This is a genomic window from Kitasatospora sp. NPDC057542 (assembly GCF_042801945.1).
Lineage (GTDB): Bacteria > Actinomycetota > Actinomycetes > Streptomycetales > Streptomycetaceae > Kitasatospora.
In genome coordinates this window covers 20,968-36,397 of sequence record NZ_JBHVFE010000031.1, presented here as the reverse complement: position 1 = coordinate 36,397, position 15,430 = coordinate 20,968, and the positions used below count along the sequence as shown (strand labels likewise).

The following is a 15,430-nucleotide window of genomic DNA, read 5'->3' as shown; positions in this document are numbered from 1 at the left end:
GGCCGACCCCTCCGCCGACCCGGCGGGAGGGCTGCCGATGCAGGGGCCGGCGGTGAAGGCGGGCGGGATTCCCTGCGTGGACTGAGATCCCCGGAGGTGGGGCGGTCGGTTCCGCCGCGCCGTCAGTCAGGGCCGGGGTGGATGTCCGTGAGGGGCTCCCGGTCGAGGACCTCGACGTACACGATCCGCCCGTCCACGACGTCCAGGGCGAGCATGCCGTCGGCCGGTGAGAGCGGTACGCACCGATGGCCGGGCCGAACGGCTGACCGTCCGGACGCGGCTCCGTCCGCAAGCTCCGGCAGAAGCCGTCACCGCAGCGGCACCGCGCGACCAGCCGGAGGTCCCGGGCGGCGACGGCCGGTTCGCGCTCGCCCTCGTGCTCCAGGAGGTCGACCGGCTCGCGGATCAGGTCCGGGAAGACCTCGCGGACCAGCGGCGGGTGGTGCTCCGGCGTCGTCACGGGCGGGGCGCCTTCACGCCGTGGACGGCGGCGTACTCGGCGGCGAGCCAGGGGCCCAGGTCGTCGACGAGCACGGCCAGGGTGGCCCGGTCGGCGGTGGGGGTGCGGGCGGTGCCGGCGGCGAGGCGCAGCTGGTCGGCACGCTGCGGGTAGTAGCCGGCGAAGGCCTCGGCGGAGGCGGCGAGGTCGCTGGTCCAGCCGCCCCAGCGGGGCATGACCAGGGTGAAGCCGGTGCGGACCAGGCGGCGGGAGGCGGCCCGGACGAGGGCGCGCAGTTCGACGTCCGTACCCGCGGCGGCCGCGCGTTCGCGCCACCTGGTCAGGGCCAGGGCGAGGTCGCCGTTGGTCTCCCGGGCCAGCAGCGAGGTGGGGCGGTAGCGGGGGAGCCGGGCGGCGAGGTCCTCGCCGAGCAGCGGGGTGCAGAGGCAGGCGACGAACCAGCCCAGGTCGTGCCGCTCCAGCTCACTGAGCAGGGTGCCGGTGCCGAAGAGCAGCACGCCGACGCCGTCCACCTGGGCGAACTCGGCGTCGAGCGCCGCTTCGAGGGCGTCGGCCGCCGCCCGGTCCGCGGGGGTGGGCTCGTGGTGCAGGGCGAGCAGCAGGTCGAGGTCGGAGACGCCGGGGGTCGCGGTGCCGCGCGGGACGCTGCCGTAGAGGTAGGCGCTGTGCAGCCGGTCGGGGCCGAAGGCCGCGGCGATCCGCTCGCGGGCGGCGGTGACCACCGGCGCGAACGCCGGCGGCACGCGGTCGAGCGAGCCCTCCCGGGCGATGCAGCCGTCCCGGTCCAGTCCCTGAGTGGTGGTCATGGCCGCACTCTGCCCTACCCTCACCGCGCCGACCAGCGAATATCCGTCGGTCCGGCGGATTGTCAGTCGTGTGTGCAAGCATCCGTCGCACACGAACACGACCGGCGTGAGGGGATCGGCATGGGCACCTGGGACATCGGACACTTCGACAGCGACTCGGCGGCGGACTTCAGCGGCGGTCTGGACGACGCGGCGCCGGGCGAGCGGGAGGCGCTGCTCCGCTCCGCGCTGCGGTGCGCCGTCGGGGCGGAGGAGTTCCTGGACTCCGACGAGGCGGTGGAGGCGGTCGCCGCCGCCGCGCTGGTGGCGGCGCAGTGCCCGGGCGGGGCGGCGGTGACCAGTGCGTACGGTCCGAAGGAGCCGGTGCCGCCGCTCGCCGCCGAGCTGCGCCCGCTCGCGGTGGCGGCGCTGGACCGGGTGGTGGCGCAGGAGTCGGAGCTCGCGGAGCTGTGGGACGAGACGGAGAGCGGTCCGGCCTGGCGCGAGGGCATACGGGCGCTGCGGGAGGTCCTCGCCGCGGCGTCGCCGGCGGACGCGCCGGTGGCCGGGAGCTGAGCGGCCTGGGGCCGAGCCGCCGGGAGCGGAACGGCCTGGCGTCGGGCGGCCGTCAGCGGCGGGCCGCCGTCCACCAGTAGCCGAGCGCGGTCAGGCTGGTGGCGGCGCCGAGCAGGCAGACGGCCGTCCAGCCGCCGTGGTCGTAGACGACGGTGGACAGGATCGCGCCCGCGCCGCACCCGGCGGAGTAGAGCAGCATGTAGCCGGCGGTCAGGCGGCTCTGCGCCTCGGGGCGGACCTGGTAGAGGAGGTGCTGGTTGGCGACGTGGACGGACTGCAGGCCGTAGTCGATCACCACCATGGCGAGCACCAGCCACCAGACCGAGTGCGGGAGCAGTGCGGCCGGGAGCCAGCCGGCCAGCATGGCCAGCAGGCCGATCCCGGCGGTGCGTTCGGCCCGACCGCGGTCGGCCTGGCGGCCGGCGTACCCGGCGCCGAGGGCGCCGGCGGCACCGGCGAGGCCGAAGAGCCCGATCCGGGTGTGGCTGAGGTCGAAGGGAGGCGCGGCGAGCGGGAGCACCATCGGGGTGAGCAGCACGGTGACGGAGGTGAAGCTGAGCAGCGCGAGGACGGCCCGCACCCGGAGTACGCGCTCCTGAGCGAAGAGCGCGAAGACCGAGCCGACCAGGCGGGGGTAGCCGATCCGTTCGGCCGCCCGGTGCCGTTCGGACGGGACGGCCGCCGCCACGGCGACGGCCATGGCGGCGGTCGCGACGGCGGAGGCGACGTAGACGGCGCGCCAGCCGGCCAGGTCGCCGATGGTTCCGGCGACGGTGCGGGCGAGCAGGATGCCGACCACGATGCCGCTGGTCACGGTGCCGACCACCCGGCCCTGGTCGCCCGGGGCGGCGAGTTGGGCGGAGCAGGCGACGACCACCTGGGCGACGACCGCGAGGACGCCGACGGCGGCCATCGAGAGGAGCAGCAGCGGAGCGGAGGGGGCGAGTGCGACGGCGAGGAGGGCGAGGACGGACAGGCCGAGCTGGGAGGTGATCAGGGTGCGGCGGTTGACGTGGTCGCCGAGCGGCACGAGCAGCAGCAGGCCCAGGGCGTAGCCCGTCTGGGTGAGGGTGCCGACCAGGCCGATGGTCGCCGGGTCGATGCCGTGGTCCCGGGCGATCAGGTCGAGCAGCGGTTGCGAGTAGTAGACGTTGGCCACGGCGAGGCCGCAGGCGACGGAGAGCAACCAGGCGACGGCGGGTGACAGGCCGCGCGGTGGTGCCCCGGTGGGGGCGCCGGTCGTGTCGGCGGCGGTCGTGGTGGAGGCGGTCGTGGTGGAGGCGGATGCGCGGGCGGGAGAGGTCATGGGCGGGGCTCCCTCGAAGGACGCAGTGGTTTCAAAGTGCTACCACCGCACCATGGCATATCCTGGTTTCAATAAGCAACCACGTTCTGATCGGTACGCTGGGCGCCGACCGGTGAGCGCTGAGAGGTGGAAGAAGTGCCGAAACGCATCACGCACGAGGAATCGGCCTGCCCGGTCGCCCGTCCGCTCGACGTCGTCGGTGACGGCTGGACGCTGCTGATCGTCCGTGACGCCTTCGACGGGCTGCGCCGCTTCGGGCAGTTCCAGAAGAACCTCGGCCTGGCCAAGAACATCCTGTCGGCCCGCCTGGCCAACCTGGTCGCCAACGGGGTGTTCGACCTCGCGCCGGCCGCCGATGGCAGCCCGTACCAGGAGTACGTGCTCACCGAGAAGGGTCGTGCGCTGTTCCCGGTGATCACGGCGCTGCGGCAGTGGGGCGACCAGTGGTTCTTCGAGGAGGAGGAGCCCCGGGCGCGCCTGGTGGACCGCGAGTCCGGCGCGCCCGTCGCGCCGGTCGAGGTGCGCTCGGCGGACGGCCGGGTGCTCGGGCCCGAGGACGCGAGGGTGCTGCTGCCCTGAGGCGTGCCGCTGCCATCGGCCAGGTGGTGGCCGGTGGCAGCCGGGGTCGGGGCGCGTCGGGTCAGCTCTGGGCGGCGGGTTCCGAGCCCGTCGCCGAGCCGGAGGGCGTGGACGGCTGCCAGGGGCTCGGCGGCGGGATGCCGGGCGCCAGCGGCCCGGTCGGCGGTTCGACGTGCTGGTCCATGGTCTCGGCCCGTCCGATCAGCCGGGAGAACCACCCGCCGGTCTCGATGTCCACCAGGATGATCTGGGTCACCGGCTGTGGTGGCGGCGCCACCATGATCAGTGCGGTCGGCTGGAAGCCGGCCCAGGCCGTCCCGGTGTACTTGGCCTTGGTCACCAGCAACGGCGGCTTCAGCGGGTTGCCGCAGGAGCAGCGCACCCGGGGCACGCCCTGGTCGTCCACCAGGACGGCGGTGCCCGCCTGGAGTGCGGACTGGTAGTCGACCACCCCGCCGCTCTTGTGGTTGTGGTTGGTCACCCGGGTGTCCACCCGCAGGTAGGCGGAGGTCAGCGAGCGCAGATAGCGGGGGATCTCGGCCTGCGCGATGCCGGCAGCGGAGGCCCAGGCGCGCCCGGTGTCCCCGGTCGAGACCATCCCGATCAGGCGCTCGGTGTCGCAGCTCGGCTTGCCCATCGTCCCGGCGTACAGCCCGGCGGAGCCGCCCTCGACGCTGTGGAACAGAGCCGGCGAACCGCTCCCGGGCGAGGCGCCGCCCGGCCGCTGCGCCGTCGGGGCGACGGGGGCAGGCGCGAGGGCACTTGCCCCTCGGGTCTCCACCGACGGGGTGAACGGGTCCGGCCCGGGATCGGCCGGGGCCTGCAGGGCGACCTCGTTCACGGCCGGCACGGCCGGGTTGTGGCCGCCCTGGTAGTCGGCGATCAGCACGGCGGCCACCACGGCCACCGCCACCATGCCCGCCGCCAGGGCCAGCCCCTTCCCGGAGCGCCACCACGGCCGGCGGGCCTCGCGCCCGGGCCCGCCGGACGACGGCCCACCGGGCCCGCCGGTACCGCCCGGTCCCGATGGTCCGCCCGGCCCGCCCGCATCCCCGCCGGACGACGGACCGGCCAGTGGCCCGGACGGCCGATCGTTCGCAGGCTCGGTGGGCGGGCCGGACGGAGGCGGTTGGGCGGTCATCGGGGCTCCGTTTCGCAGGTGGCCGGCCGGCCACGGCCGACCCGGGAAGCTCCGGCCACTCGCTTCTCTTTCTCTCCCGCCGCCCCGTTCGCCGCAACAGCAGGTGCCCGGGGCGTCGCCGAGCGCGCCCACCGGCCGTCGGCGACCCTGGAAACCCACCGGAAACCACCACGGCACCCGGCCGGGAACCGACCGGATGCCGAGCGATCCCGGGCCCAGGCCGGGGCCCGAGCATCCCGCGAGCGACGAGGAGACGGCATGCAGCAGCCCACCACGCGGGCCGCGGGCCCGCCCGGCGCCGTCCGCGGCTGGCTGGACGCGCTCGCCGTCGTGCTGGCCGGGTTGGTCGCGATGGCGGCGGTGGCCGCGCTCGGCCTCTGGCTCGCCGGCGCCGACGACCTCCCGGACGGGGGCTTCCCCGCCGTGCTGGCCGCGATGCTCGCGCTCTCCGTCGGCGGCACCGTCCGACTCGACGGCGGCGCGGGAGACTTCGCGGCCGTCGGGGCCGGGATCAGCGCCATGCCGCTGAGTGTCTCGGTGGCCGGCGCGGTCGTGATGGCGGAGGTGTTCCTGCGCCGGCTGGGCTTCCGTGCGGTCGTGGGCGGCGGTGAACTGCTCGGAAGGATCGGCCGGACGGTACTGCTCTGGCTGCTCGCCCTGGTGCTGCTCACCCTCGGCGCCCAGCACACCTTCGTCGTCCCGCTCAGCGGCGACCTGGCGCAGACGATCGGCGGCGTGCTCGGGCTCACCCCGGAGGTCGGCTTCCACGCGGACGGCCCGACCACCGTGGGCATCGGGCTGGCCTGGTTTCTCCTGGTACTCGCGGTCACCTTCGCGGTGTCCCGGCGGGCCCCGCTGCCGCCCGCTCTGGTGCGCTACCAACTCGCGGTCCGCCCGGCCGCGTTCGCGCTCTGGCTGGTCCTGCTGGCGTACCTGGCGGTCGGTGCGGCGGTCGGGGCGCTGACCGCGATCGTGCACGACAACGCCCGGCAGACCCTGGCCGTGGTGCTGCTCGCGCTGCCCAACCTGGCCTGGCCGGCCTTCGGTGTCGGGCTCGGCGCCGAGTGGCACGGACGGCTGGTCGGCGCACTCGGCCTGCCCGTCCCCGAACCGCTCAGTGCCGTGCTGCGCACCCCCGGGGGCGGGCAGGCGACCGTCGACCTCGGCACCCTCGCGGAGCAGGACGCGCGCGTCTGGTGGCTGCTGCCGCTGGCCGCCGTCCTGCTGCTCGCGGCCGCGTTCCTGGCGGCCCGCCGCTCGCCGCGCACCGTCCGGCTCTGGCAGCACGCCGTCCGGTTCGCGCTCGCCACCGCCGTCACCGTGCTGCTGATGGGCCTGTGGACCCGGGTGGACGCCGACTACGGGCTCTCCGTGCTCGGTGTCGGCCTCGGCCAGGGCGGGCTGGCCGACCTGCTGGGTGCCGTGCTCGGCGGCAACAACCCGCTGGCCGGGCTGGGCGGCGGCAGCCTCACCCTGCGCCCGGTGCTCTGGACGGCGGTGCCGCTCGCGGCGGGCTGGGGGCTGCTGACCGGCGCGCTCGGCGCCCTGCTCGCCACCCGCGTGCGGCACCGCGGCGAGGAGCCGGCGGACGGTGCGCGGGGCGCCGGCACGGGGTGAGGGCGGGCGCGGCCGCGCTCGGAACAATCGGTGGCCGGAACGTCAGAAGGCCTCGGCCAGAAGGATGACGGCCGCCGGGACGGCCTGACCGAGTGCGCCGCGCCACAGCTTCGGTTCCGAGGCGAACAGCGTGGCCCCGCCCGCGACCATGAACGCCGCGATGTAGAGCACCACGGCCCGTCCGGCCCCCGGGTGCCCGCTGTGCAGCAGGACCAGGCCGGCGACCAGGCCGAGCGCCAGGAACAGGTTGTAGAAGCCCACGTTGACGCGCCACAGTCGGACCTCCGGGGCGTCCGCCGTGCCGCCGGTCAGCAGGCGCCGCACCCGTGGGTGCCCGTACAGGAAGCTCTCCAGGGGCCAGACGATCAGGTGGATCGCCGCGGCGACCACGGCGAAGACCTGGCTCACGGCGTTCATGGCGGACGGCTCCCTCCTGACGAGGGTGAGGGCGGCGGGTCGTTGAGGTGCGCCCAGAGCAGCGCGAGGTCGTTCTCCCGGCGGAACGGCGGGGCACCCGATCTCCTTCTCCAGCCGGTAGCCGGCGACCCGCCGCCCGACCAGCCCGGCGGGCAGGCCGTCGGCCGACTGCTCGGCGGAGGTCACGGCCCACCGGTCCGGTGGGGGCGGACGGGCTGTGCGGGGGCGGGCCCCGGCGGTCGAGCAGCTGTAGCGGCAGCAGTGCGCCGAGCCGGGCGTCGGGCCGGGCGTCGGGCCGGGCCGGGTGTCGCCCGGGAGGACATCCCGCCCGGTGGGGCGACGTGGGTGGGGCGGAACGCGAACTCGTCCATGGGCGGCTACTTTTCCTCCGCCGCGCGATCCCCGTCGCGCGCGGCACGACTCGCACCACAGGTCGCCTCCCACTCTACCGGCGGCGGCCCGGCCGGGCCCCGCGCAGCGGACCGAGGGCGGCGGTCACCGCCGCATGATGCTCGGCTCGTGCCGGCGCAGCAGCGCCACCACCACCAGGCCGTACAGCAGCGAGAGCCCGGGCAGCAGCGCCATGCCCGTCAGCCAGCCGGAGCGCTGATGGCGGAACATCGGGTCGGCGGTGATCGCGTTCGGGAAGATGCCGTGCAGCTCGACGGTGCGCGCCATCGCCGACAGGCCCCAGCGGGACGGGACCAGCCAGGCGAACTGCTCCAGCGCCGGGACGCCGTGCAGCTTGAGCATCAGGCCGCTGAACACGATCTGCACCACCGAGAGGAGCACCAGCAGCGGCATGGTGGCCTCCTCCTTGTCCACCAGCGCCGAGACCACCAGGCCGAGCATCATCGCCGAGAAGGCGAGCAGCGCGACCGCGATGATCAGCTCGGGCAGCTGCGGCATCACCACCCCGGTCGGCACCGCGAAGGACAGGTCCACCCCGGCCAGGCCGACCACGGTCAGCACCGCGGCCTGGGCCACCGTGACCGTGCCCAGCACCACCACCTTGGAGACCAGGTAGGCCGATCCGGACAGCCCGACCGCCCGCTCCCGCCGGTAGATCGCGCGCTCCTTGACCAGCTCGCGCACCGAGTTGGCGGCGCCGGTGAGCAGTCCTCCGATGCACAGCGTGAGGAGGCAGTTGACGGCGTTGTCGGGGGAGAGGCGGGAGCCGGCCATCGCCCGGCACATCAGGCCGATCACGAAGGGCAGCATCACCATGACGGTGAGGAAGAGCCGGTCGGCGGCGAGCACCGCGGTGTACCGGCGCACCAGGGTGCCCAGTTGGGAGAACCAGCCCTGCGGCTTCTCCCGGCCGACCGCGGGTGCCACCGGTGCGAGCGCGGAAGCGCCCTGATCCGGACGCGGGTACGGCGCCGGCCCGTCCTCCGCCCCGACGTAGCGCGCGTACTGCGGGGACTCCCGGAACCGCTGCTGCCAGGCGGCGTGGTCCTCGTTCTCGAAGGCCTCGAAGGCCTCCGGCCACTCCGTGAAGCCGAAGAACTCCAGCGCCTCGCCGGGCGGCCCGTAGTACGCCGTCCGTCCGCCCGGGGCCAGCACCAGCAGGCGGTCGCAGACGTTCAGACTCAGCACGCTGTGGGTCACCACGACCACCGTCCGGCCGTCGTCGGCCAGCCCGCGCAGCATCCGCATCACGGAGCGCTCCATGCCCGGGTCCAGGCCGGAGGTCGGCTCGTCGAGGAAGAGCAGGGACGGCTTGGTGAGCAGTTCCAGCGCGACGCTGACCCGCTTGCGCTGGCCGCCGGAGAGGCTGGCGATCACCTGGTCGGCCCGGGCGTCCAGGCCCAGTTCGTGGATCACCGCGCGGACCCGGGCCTCCCGCTCGTGCGGATCGGTGTCGCCGGGGAAGCGCAGCTCGGCAGCGTAGGAGAGGGCACGGCGGACGGTGAGCTGGGTGTGCAGGATGTCGTCCTGCGGTACCAGGCCGATCCGGCGGCGCAGCTCGGCGTAGTCGCGGTAGAGGTCGCGGCCGTCGTACAGCACCGTGCCCCGGTCGGCCGGGCGCAGCCCGGTGAGCGCGTTGAGCAGGGTGGACTTGCCCGCGCCGCTCGGGCCGGCCACCGCGAGCAGCGCCTTCTCGGCGAGCGGGAAACCGACGTCGTCCAGCAGTACCCGGTGGTCGGGGCCGGCCCGGACCACCAGGTGCCGGACGTCGAGGGAGACCTCGCCGGTGTCGGTGTACTCGACCAGCCGGCCGTCGGCCAGGCAGAGCGCGCAGTGGCCGATGCCGACGATGTCGGCCGGGCCGAGCGGTGCCCGCCGGACCGGTTCGCCGTTGAGGTAGGTGCCGTTGTGGCTGTCCAGGTCGACGATCTCGCGGCCGCCGCCGGGCAGTTCACGCAGTTCGGCGTGGTGCCGGGAGACCACCAGGTCGTCCAGGACCAGGTCGTTGTCGGGCGAGCGGCCGATCCGTACCGTGTACCCGGGAAGCCGCAGCACGGCGCTCGGGCTGCGGAAGGTGCCGGAGAGCTGCGGGGCCACCAGGGACGGTTGCCGCTGCGCCGCGAGCACGGGATCCGGGGCGGGGACGGGGGCCCGGGCGGGCGGATCGGTGAAGGACGCGCAGGGGCCGTCGGCCGGGTCGCCGAAGCGCAGCCGGGTACCCGGGCCGACGGCCTCGCTGCTGACCCGCAGACCGTGGTCGTAGGTGCCGTTGGTGCTGCCGACGTCCTCCAGCAGCCAGTGGCCGTCGGTGGCGCGCAGGATCGCGTGGTGCCAGGAGACCCGGGGGTCGTCCAGGACGACCTCGCCGGTCGGGTCGCGGCCGAGGTGGTAGGCCCGGGCCGGGTCGATCAGCTGCGAGTCGCTGTCGGTGGCCAGTACGAGGGGCGGCGCGGTGGGTGCGCCGGGGCGCTCTCCCATGCTGCGCATTCTATCGCCGCTGCGGTCGCGGCGGCGGCCGGAGAGCGGTTCCGGAGTGCGGGATTGGACTGGACCACTTCCTCCGTGCGCCACTATCGTTCGGCATGCCCGTGGATCGCGCGGAGCCGGAGGTCGTCGAGTGCTTCGGAACGGAACCCATGAGCGTCTGGCCGCAGTTGCGACGATCCCGGACCGTCCGGGCCGGGCACGCCACCGGCCGGGTGCTGCGGTGCGGACTGATGGACACCATGCTCGCCGACCTCGCCGTCTCGGTCGTGCTCTGCTTCGAGCACCCGCTGGACGACGGCCGGCTCTCCGCCGGCCTGGCCCGCGCGCTGGAGCGGGTGCCGGTCTTCGCCGGACGGCTGCGCACCGTCGAGGGCGTCCTGGAGGCGGTCTGCGACGACAGCGGAGTGCCGTTCGACGTCTACGGTGTGGAGGGCACGCTCGCCGAGGCGATGGGCCGGGTGACGGCGCCCGGCTCCGAACTGGTCACCCCGTTGGACGCCCCCGCCGCGCGCACCGGCGGCCTCCCGTTGCTCACCGTGCGGGTGACCCGGACGGCCGACGGCGGGACGGTGCTCGGTTGCTCCTGGCACCATGCGATCGGTGACCTGCACAGCTTCATGCTGCTGCTGCGGATCTGGTCCGCTGCGGTCGGGGGAGAGTCGCTGCCGGATGCCGAACTCGTGGACGACCAGGACGAGTTGCTGAACGATGTGCTCCCCGCCGAGGACTGCGGCCGGCCCGGATTCCGGGTGCCGTCGGCGGAGGAGGCGGAGCTGCTGGCCCGCGAGGTGGCGGCCGGGCCGCGTGCCAACCGGATCGTCCAGATCGCCTTCACCGACGCCGAAGTGGCCCGCATGGGCGAGGAGTTCGGTGCGGCGACCGGGCGGCGACTGTCCTCCGGTGACGTGCTCTGCGCCCACCTCCTCAGCACCCTCCGGGAGTTGGACGGGGACGATGCCGAGCGGATGCTGACCGTGCCGGTCAACGCTCGCCGCCGGCTGGGCCTGTCGCCCGCGCTGGTGGGCAACCTGCTGAGCGAGGTCCATGTGCCGCACCGGCCCGAGGACGGTCCGGCGGTGCTGGCGGGCGCGCTGCGCACGGCGGTCGAGGAGTTCCCGACCGCGCACCTCAACCTCCGCGCCAACCTGTGGTTCCTGGCCACCCTCGGCCGCTCACGGCTGCGCGACTGCGTGCCGCTGGGCTTCGATCCGGGGGCGCGCCGGTTCAGCTTCTCCAACTGGAGCGGTTTCGGTGCCTACGCGGTGAGCTTCCAGGGGCATCGCCCGGTGCTCTTCAGCCCGGCAGCCAACTATCCGCTCCCCTGGGTCAGTTGGACGGTCGAGGGGTTCCGTGGCGAGGGCCGGCTGGCCACCGTGGTGCTGCCGGCCCGGCTCGCCGCCCGGGTGCGCGGGGCGGAGGGCCGGGCGGCGCTGCACCGGTTCCGGCGGGCCGAGGACCAACTGCCCGGGTCGGCCGAGGTGCTGCCCAAGGTGATCTGAGCCGTCGTACGCACCGGGGAGCCGGGTGCCCACGTGGTCAGCGGTGCTTCATCACGAGGTCCAGCGCGTGCCGCAGCTGCTCACGGCCGGGCTGGACGGCACGGTCGAGGGCCGGGGCGAAGGGCAGGACGGCGCCGTCCGGGCGGGTGATCCGGCGGGGCGGGGCGACCAGGCGCATCTCCTCGGCGGCGGTGGCCAGCACTTCGGCGCCGAAACCGCAGCTGCGGTTGGAATCGTCCAGGACGACCAGCCGGCCGGTGCGTTCCAGCGACTCGGCGAGCGCCGGCCAGTCGAAGGGGTGCACCGTGCGCGGGTCGAGGACCTCCACCGAGAGGTCCGGCGCCAGTTCCTCGGCGACCGCGAGGGCGTCGTGCACCAGGTGCCCGAGGGCGACCACGGTGACGTCGGTGCCCGGCCGGTGGATCCGGGCCCGGCCGAGCGGGACGGGGACGAGTTCCCAGGTGACGGTCTCGCGCACGGGCATCGCGGCGGCGGGTGCGAACACCACGACCGGGTCCGGGTCGCGGATCGCCGAGCGCAGCAGCCCGTAGGCGTCGGTCGGGGTGGCGGGCACCGCCGTCTTCACCCCGGCGTGCGCGAACAGGCTGTACGGGTGGTCGGAGTGCTGCCCGGCCCAGCCGTCCCGGGAGCCCGAGCCCGGCACCAGGCAGGTCAGCGGGACGGTGGCCTGACCGCCGGACATCAGCGAGAACTTGTGGGCCTGGTTGACGAGTTGCTCGAAGACCAGGAACAGCAGGGACGGGATCTGGAACTCCAGCACCGGACGCCGGCCGGCCAGCGCGGCGCCGACCGCCATCGAGGTGAAGGCCTGCTCGGACAGCGGGGTGTCGACGATCCGCCCCGGTCCGAAGCGGTCCAGCAGGCCGAGCGTCGGACCGGCCAGACCGGCGCCGATGTCCTCGCCGAACACGCAGACCGCCGGATCGGCGGAGAGTTCGTCGGCCAGCGCCCGGTTGAGCGCCCTGGTGTACGAGAGCCTGGTCACGGTGTCACTCCTGCCCGGGGCCGCAGCCCGTCGGCGTACAGGTGGTCCAGTGCGCCCGCCGGGTCCGGGTGCTCCGAGGCGAGCGCGAACTCCTCGGCGGCGGCGAGCTGTCCGGCCACCGACCGGTCCAGCCCGGCGACCGTCGCCGGGTCGAGCAGGGCAGCGGCCCGGGGGAGCGGGTCGCGCTCGCGCCAGGCCCCGATCTCCTCGGCGGAGCGGTAGCGCAGCTTCATCCGGCGCTCCATGGTGTGGTGGCCCTCGTAGCGGTAGGTGCGGCAGGCCAGGAAGCCGGGGCCGCCGCCGCTCCGGGCCCGCTCGGCGGCGCGCAGCGCGGCGGCGCGGACGGCTTCGGTGTCCATGCCGTCCACCTCCTCGGCGGGGATGCCGAAGGCGGCCGCCCGGCCGGTGGCGCTGCCCGCGACGGCGGTGGCGGCGGGCAGGGTGGTGGCGTAGCCGTTGTCCTCGCAGACGAACAGCACCGGCAGGCGCCACATCGCGGCGAGGTTGAGCGACTCCAGCAGGACGCCCTGGTTGAGCGCGCCGTCGCCGAAGAAGGCCACCGCGACCGGGGTGCGGCCGGCCGGCGCCCGCCCGGCGACGGAGCCGTCCGCCGCCGTCCGTTCGGGCGACGAGGCGGCCGAGGTGACCGAGGCGGCCGAGGTGGCCGGCGCGGGCGGCGCGGCCTGGGCCGCCCAGGCAGCGCCCACCGCGATCGGGGCGCCGGCGCCGACCATGCCGTTGGCGCCGAGGATGCCCAGCGAGAAGTCCGCGGCGTGCATGGAGCCGCCCCGGCCGCCGTTGGACCCGCCGACCCGTCCCAGGAGCTCGGCGAGCAGCCGGTGCGGCGCGGTGCCCCGGGCGAGCACGTGGCCGTGGCCGCGGTGGGTGCTGGCGAGCCGGTCGCCCGGGCCGAGCGCCGAGCAGACGCCGACCGCGACGGCCTCCTGCCCGATGTACGGGTGGATGCCGCCGGGGATCGCGCCGGCCTTCACCAGGTCGAGCGCCAGCTCCTCGAAGCCGCGGATCAGCCGCAGCATCCGGTAGCGCTCGGCCGGGGTGTCCAGCGGGGCGGGGCGGCCCTGCGCACCGGGGCCGCCGGGCGGTGCCGCAGCGCCGCCGGCCGTGTGGGCGGGCGCAGTCACGGCCGTCCCCGCCAGACCGTCGGGCAGAACCGCGGGTCGGCGTAGTCCGGACGGCCGTCGTCCGTGCGGCGCACCAGCACGTCGTGGTTGTACACCACCGGCTCGCCGTCCGGCCGGTCGTGCCCGCGGTACTCGTTGGCGCCGTCCTGGAGGTGCAGCGAGACCGCCCGGCGCGGGTAGGAGGCCAGGTTGGGGCCGCTGCCGTGGTAGGTGCGGCAGTGGTGGAAGGACACGTGGCCGCGCGGGATCGGCATGGGGACCTTGTGCACCTGCTGCCCGTTGTGGGCGGCGTTGGCGGCCAGGATGTCCTCCAGCTCGGAGCGGTCGCGGTCGGCGAAGTGCCGGGTGGAGTCCTCGCCGGAGGGCAGCTCCTGCCAGCGGTGGCTGCCGTCGACCATGGTGATGGTGCCGTTCTCCGCGCGGCAGTCGTGGAACGGGATGAAGGCGGTGAGCATCTCGTCCGAGGTGCAGGTCTGCCAGTAGTGCTTGTCGAAGTGCCACGGCACCTGGTTGCTGGGCTCCTCGGGCACCGGGGGCTTGTAGATGAGCGTCGACTGGAAGATCCGGACCTCCCCGGTCCCGGCGAGCAGCGCGGCGACCGCGCCGATCAGCGGCTTGCGAAGGATCGCGCCGATCGCGTCGCTCTCGTAGTGCACGTAGTCGTTGTGCCGCTGGACCGGCCCGTCCGAGGGCCGCCAGGAGGCCGGCCGGGGCGGCCGGACGGGCAGCTCGCGGTCGCGGTGGCCGGCGTAGTACAGCTCGGTGGCGGCCTGGAGGGTGTCCAGTTCCTCGTCGCTGAAGAGCTTGCGGGAGAGGTACCAGCCGTGTTCGCGGTAGTGCGCCACCTCTTCGGGGGTGGGCAGCAGGGCACGCTCGGCCTCGGTGAGCCGGAACTCGGGGGCTGCGGGCACCGCGCGGGCCTTCTTCGGATGTGCGGGGGCGGGCCGGTCGGCGGCGGTGGGGCGGTGGATGCCGGTGGGGCTGTGCCGTTCGACGGCCTCGTAGAGGGCCTTGATGTTCGCGGTGCCGAAGGTGCCCGCTCCCTGCCGCTCGATCAGTTCGAGGAAATACGTGTGCCGGGGGTGCGTCGAGCGGGCGAAGATCTGGAACAGCTGGCCGCCGTGGTCCTGGTCGACCAGGACGTGCAGCTCGCGCAGGGTCGCCACCGGGATGGCCGTCTCACCGAAGCGCTCGGTCAGGGCGTCGAAGTAGGCGTCCGGGGTGGTCAGGAACTCCACACCGCGCTCCCGGGCGGCCCGGACGGCGCCGGCGATGTCGCGGGTGCCGAAGGCGAGGTGCTGGACACCGGCCCCGCCGTGGGCGGCGAGGAACTCGTCGACCTGGCCGGGGCGGCGGGTGGCGTCGGGCTCGATCAGGGTGAAGGTGGCGCCGCCGGAAGCGCTCTGCACCACCGTGGAGTCCATCGCCTGCTCGCCGACCTCGATGTACTCCTCGAAGATCGTGCGGAAGCCCAGTGCGTCCTCGCAGAACCGCACGGCGTCCGCGAGCGTGCCGGCCGGCAGGCAGATCGCGACGTGGTCGAGGTCGTCCAGCAGCCGGGGTTCCGGGGCGGGCCCGTCACAGGGCAGCGGCACCAGGCGCAGGGCGGTGTCGCCGAAGCCCTCGATCAGGGCGCCGGCCCGGTCGAGCACCCGGGCGCCGTGCCGTTCGGCCCGCTCCAGTGCGGCCTCCGGGTCGGCGCAACCGAGTGCCAGGACGGCGACGCCGTCCCCGTGCCGGGCGACGTACTCGGCCACTGGGTGCTCCGGGTCGGCGGCGGAGGTCAGCCGCAGTCGGATGGTGCCCTGGCGCAGCGCGACGGTGCGGACGCCGTCCGGTGCGGTGGCCGGGGCGTCGGCGGTGAAGCCGTGGTCGGCGCGGAGTCCGGCCGCGGTCTTGTCGGCGTCCGCGCAGTGGAACTCGACGTGGGTGATGGTCTGGATAGACAACGGGATCTCCCCCCGGAGGGATGGCGGATCGAGGATCGGCGCACTGCCGCCGCGC

12 protein-coding genes are annotated in these 15,430 nt (G+C 74.9%); 4 read left to right on the top strand and 8 right to left on the bottom strand.

Features of this window, described 5'->3' with window-relative positions; translation table 11 throughout:
- Positions 1–456: 456 nt before the first annotated feature.
- Complete coding sequence (locus ACFU7Y_RS06785) at positions 457–1,266, bottom strand: nucleotidyltransferase domain-containing protein (RefSeq protein ID WP_380766686.1); 810 nt, start codon at positions 1,264–1,266, stop codon at positions 457–459.
- Between the two features lie 120 nt (positions 1,267–1,386).
- Between ACFU7Y_RS06785 and ACFU7Y_RS06780 the strand changes: the two genes are divergently transcribed.
- Entirely contained in the window at positions 1,387–1,821 is a 435-nt protein-coding gene (locus ACFU7Y_RS06780; protein ID WP_224283682.1) for a DUF4259 domain-containing protein, read from the top strand.
- Between the two features lie 52 nt (positions 1,822–1,873).
- Here the strand turns inward: ACFU7Y_RS06780 and ACFU7Y_RS06775 are convergent, their stop codons facing one another.
- Positions 1,874–3,127 carry an MFS transporter gene (locus ACFU7Y_RS06775; protein ID WP_380766685.1) on the bottom strand — a complete coding sequence of 418 codons (1,254 nt, stop codon included), beginning with the start codon at positions 3,125–3,127 and terminating at the stop codon, positions 1,874–1,876.
- A 135-nt stretch (positions 3,128–3,262) separates the two neighbouring features.
- Here ACFU7Y_RS06775 and ACFU7Y_RS06770 point away from each other — a divergent pair, with 135 nt between their 5' ends.
- Positions 3,263–3,706: a helix-turn-helix domain-containing protein gene (locus ACFU7Y_RS06770; RefSeq protein ID WP_224283680.1), complete on the top strand. Its 444-nt coding sequence runs from the start codon at positions 3,263–3,265 to the stop codon at positions 3,704–3,706.
- A gap of 61 nt (positions 3,707–3,767) precedes the next feature.
- Here ACFU7Y_RS06770 and ACFU7Y_RS06765 read toward each other — a convergent pair whose 3' ends face one another.
- On the bottom strand, positions 3,768–4,622 hold the full coding sequence (locus ACFU7Y_RS06765; protein WP_380766684.1) for a DUF6777 domain-containing protein: 855 nt from the start codon (positions 4,620–4,622) through the stop codon (positions 3,768–3,770).
- Positions 4,623–5,105: 483 nt separating this feature from the next.
- On the opposite strand from ACFU7Y_RS06765, the gene ACFU7Y_RS06760 reads away from it, so the two are divergent.
- Positions 5,106–6,464, top strand: a complete 1,359-nt coding sequence (locus tag ACFU7Y_RS06760) for a streptophobe family protein (RefSeq protein WP_380766683.1) — start codon at positions 5,106–5,108, stop codon at positions 6,462–6,464.
- A gap of 42 nt (positions 6,465–6,506) precedes the next feature.
- On the opposite strand, the gene ACFU7Y_RS06755 is transcribed toward ACFU7Y_RS06760, so the two are convergent.
- Positions 6,507–7,067 (bottom strand): DUF1304 domain-containing protein, encoded by a 561-nt coding sequence (locus ACFU7Y_RS06755; RefSeq protein ID WP_380766682.1) that lies wholly within the window; start codon positions 7,065–7,067, stop codon positions 6,507–6,509.
- Between the two features lie 309 nt (positions 7,068–7,376).
- Entirely contained in the window at positions 7,377–9,770 is a 2,394-nt protein-coding gene (locus tag ACFU7Y_RS06750) for an FHA domain-containing protein (protein ID WP_380766681.1), read from the bottom strand.
- A 158-nt stretch (positions 9,771–9,928) separates the two neighbouring features.
- Between ACFU7Y_RS06750 and ACFU7Y_RS06745 the strand changes: the two genes are divergently transcribed.
- Positions 9,929–11,278, top strand: a complete 1,350-nt coding sequence (locus ACFU7Y_RS06745; RefSeq protein ID WP_224283801.1) for an acyltransferase — start codon at positions 9,929–9,931, stop codon at positions 11,276–11,278.
- Between the two features lie 37 nt (positions 11,279–11,315).
- Here the strand turns inward: ACFU7Y_RS06745 and ACFU7Y_RS06740 are convergent, their stop codons facing one another.
- From ACFU7Y_RS06740 to hppD, 3 genes are read right to left on the bottom strand one after another with little or no spacing between them, the layout of a single operon-like run.
- Positions 11,316–12,284, bottom strand: a complete 969-nt coding sequence (locus ACFU7Y_RS06740; RefSeq protein WP_224283800.1) for an alpha-ketoacid dehydrogenase subunit beta — start codon at positions 12,282–12,284, stop codon at positions 11,316–11,318.
- Positions 12,281–13,426: a thiamine pyrophosphate-dependent dehydrogenase E1 component subunit alpha gene (locus ACFU7Y_RS06735; protein ID WP_380766679.1), complete on the bottom strand. Its 1,146-nt coding sequence runs from the start codon at positions 13,424–13,426 to the stop codon at positions 12,281–12,283. The genes ACFU7Y_RS06740 and ACFU7Y_RS06735 overlap by 4 nt, the downstream gene beginning before the upstream one ends.
- The gene (gene hppD, locus ACFU7Y_RS06730) at positions 13,423–15,375 is read right to left on the bottom strand and encodes a 4-hydroxyphenylpyruvate dioxygenase (protein WP_224285009.1); all 1,953 of its coding nucleotides are present in this window, start codon (positions 15,373–15,375) and stop codon (positions 13,423–13,425) included. Before hppD ends, ACFU7Y_RS06735 begins: the two co-directional genes overlap by 4 nt.
- Between the last annotated feature and the right edge of the window lie 55 nt (positions 15,376–15,430).

Excerpts from the sequence above, each read along its gene's own strand:
- ACFU7Y_RS06760 (WP_380766683.1), top strand. The coding sequence starts at position 5,106 with ATGCAGCAGCCCACCACGCGGGCCGCGGGCCCGCCCGGCGCCGTCCGC.
- ACFU7Y_RS06745 (WP_224283801.1), top strand. The coding sequence starts at position 9,929 with ATGAGCGTCTGGCCGCAGTTGCGACGATCCCGGACCGTCCGGGCCGGG.
- ACFU7Y_RS06785 (WP_380766686.1), bottom strand. The coding sequence starts at position 1,266 with ATGACCACCACTCAGGGACTGGACCGGGACGGCTGCATCGCCCGGGAG.
- ACFU7Y_RS06750 (WP_380766681.1), bottom strand. The coding sequence starts at position 9,770 with ATGGGAGAGCGCCCCGGCGCACCCACCGCGCCGCCCCTCGTACTGGCC.
- ACFU7Y_RS06775 (WP_380766685.1), bottom strand. The coding sequence starts at position 3,127 with ATGACCTCTCCCGCCCGCGCATCCGCCTCCACCACGACCGCCTCCACC.
- ACFU7Y_RS06780 (WP_224283682.1), top strand. The coding sequence starts at position 1,387 with ATGGGCACCTGGGACATCGGACACTTCGACAGCGACTCGGCGGCGGAC.
- ACFU7Y_RS06765 (WP_380766684.1), bottom strand. The coding sequence starts at position 4,622 with ATGGTGGCGGTGGCCGTGGTGGCCGCCGTGCTGATCGCCGACTACCAG.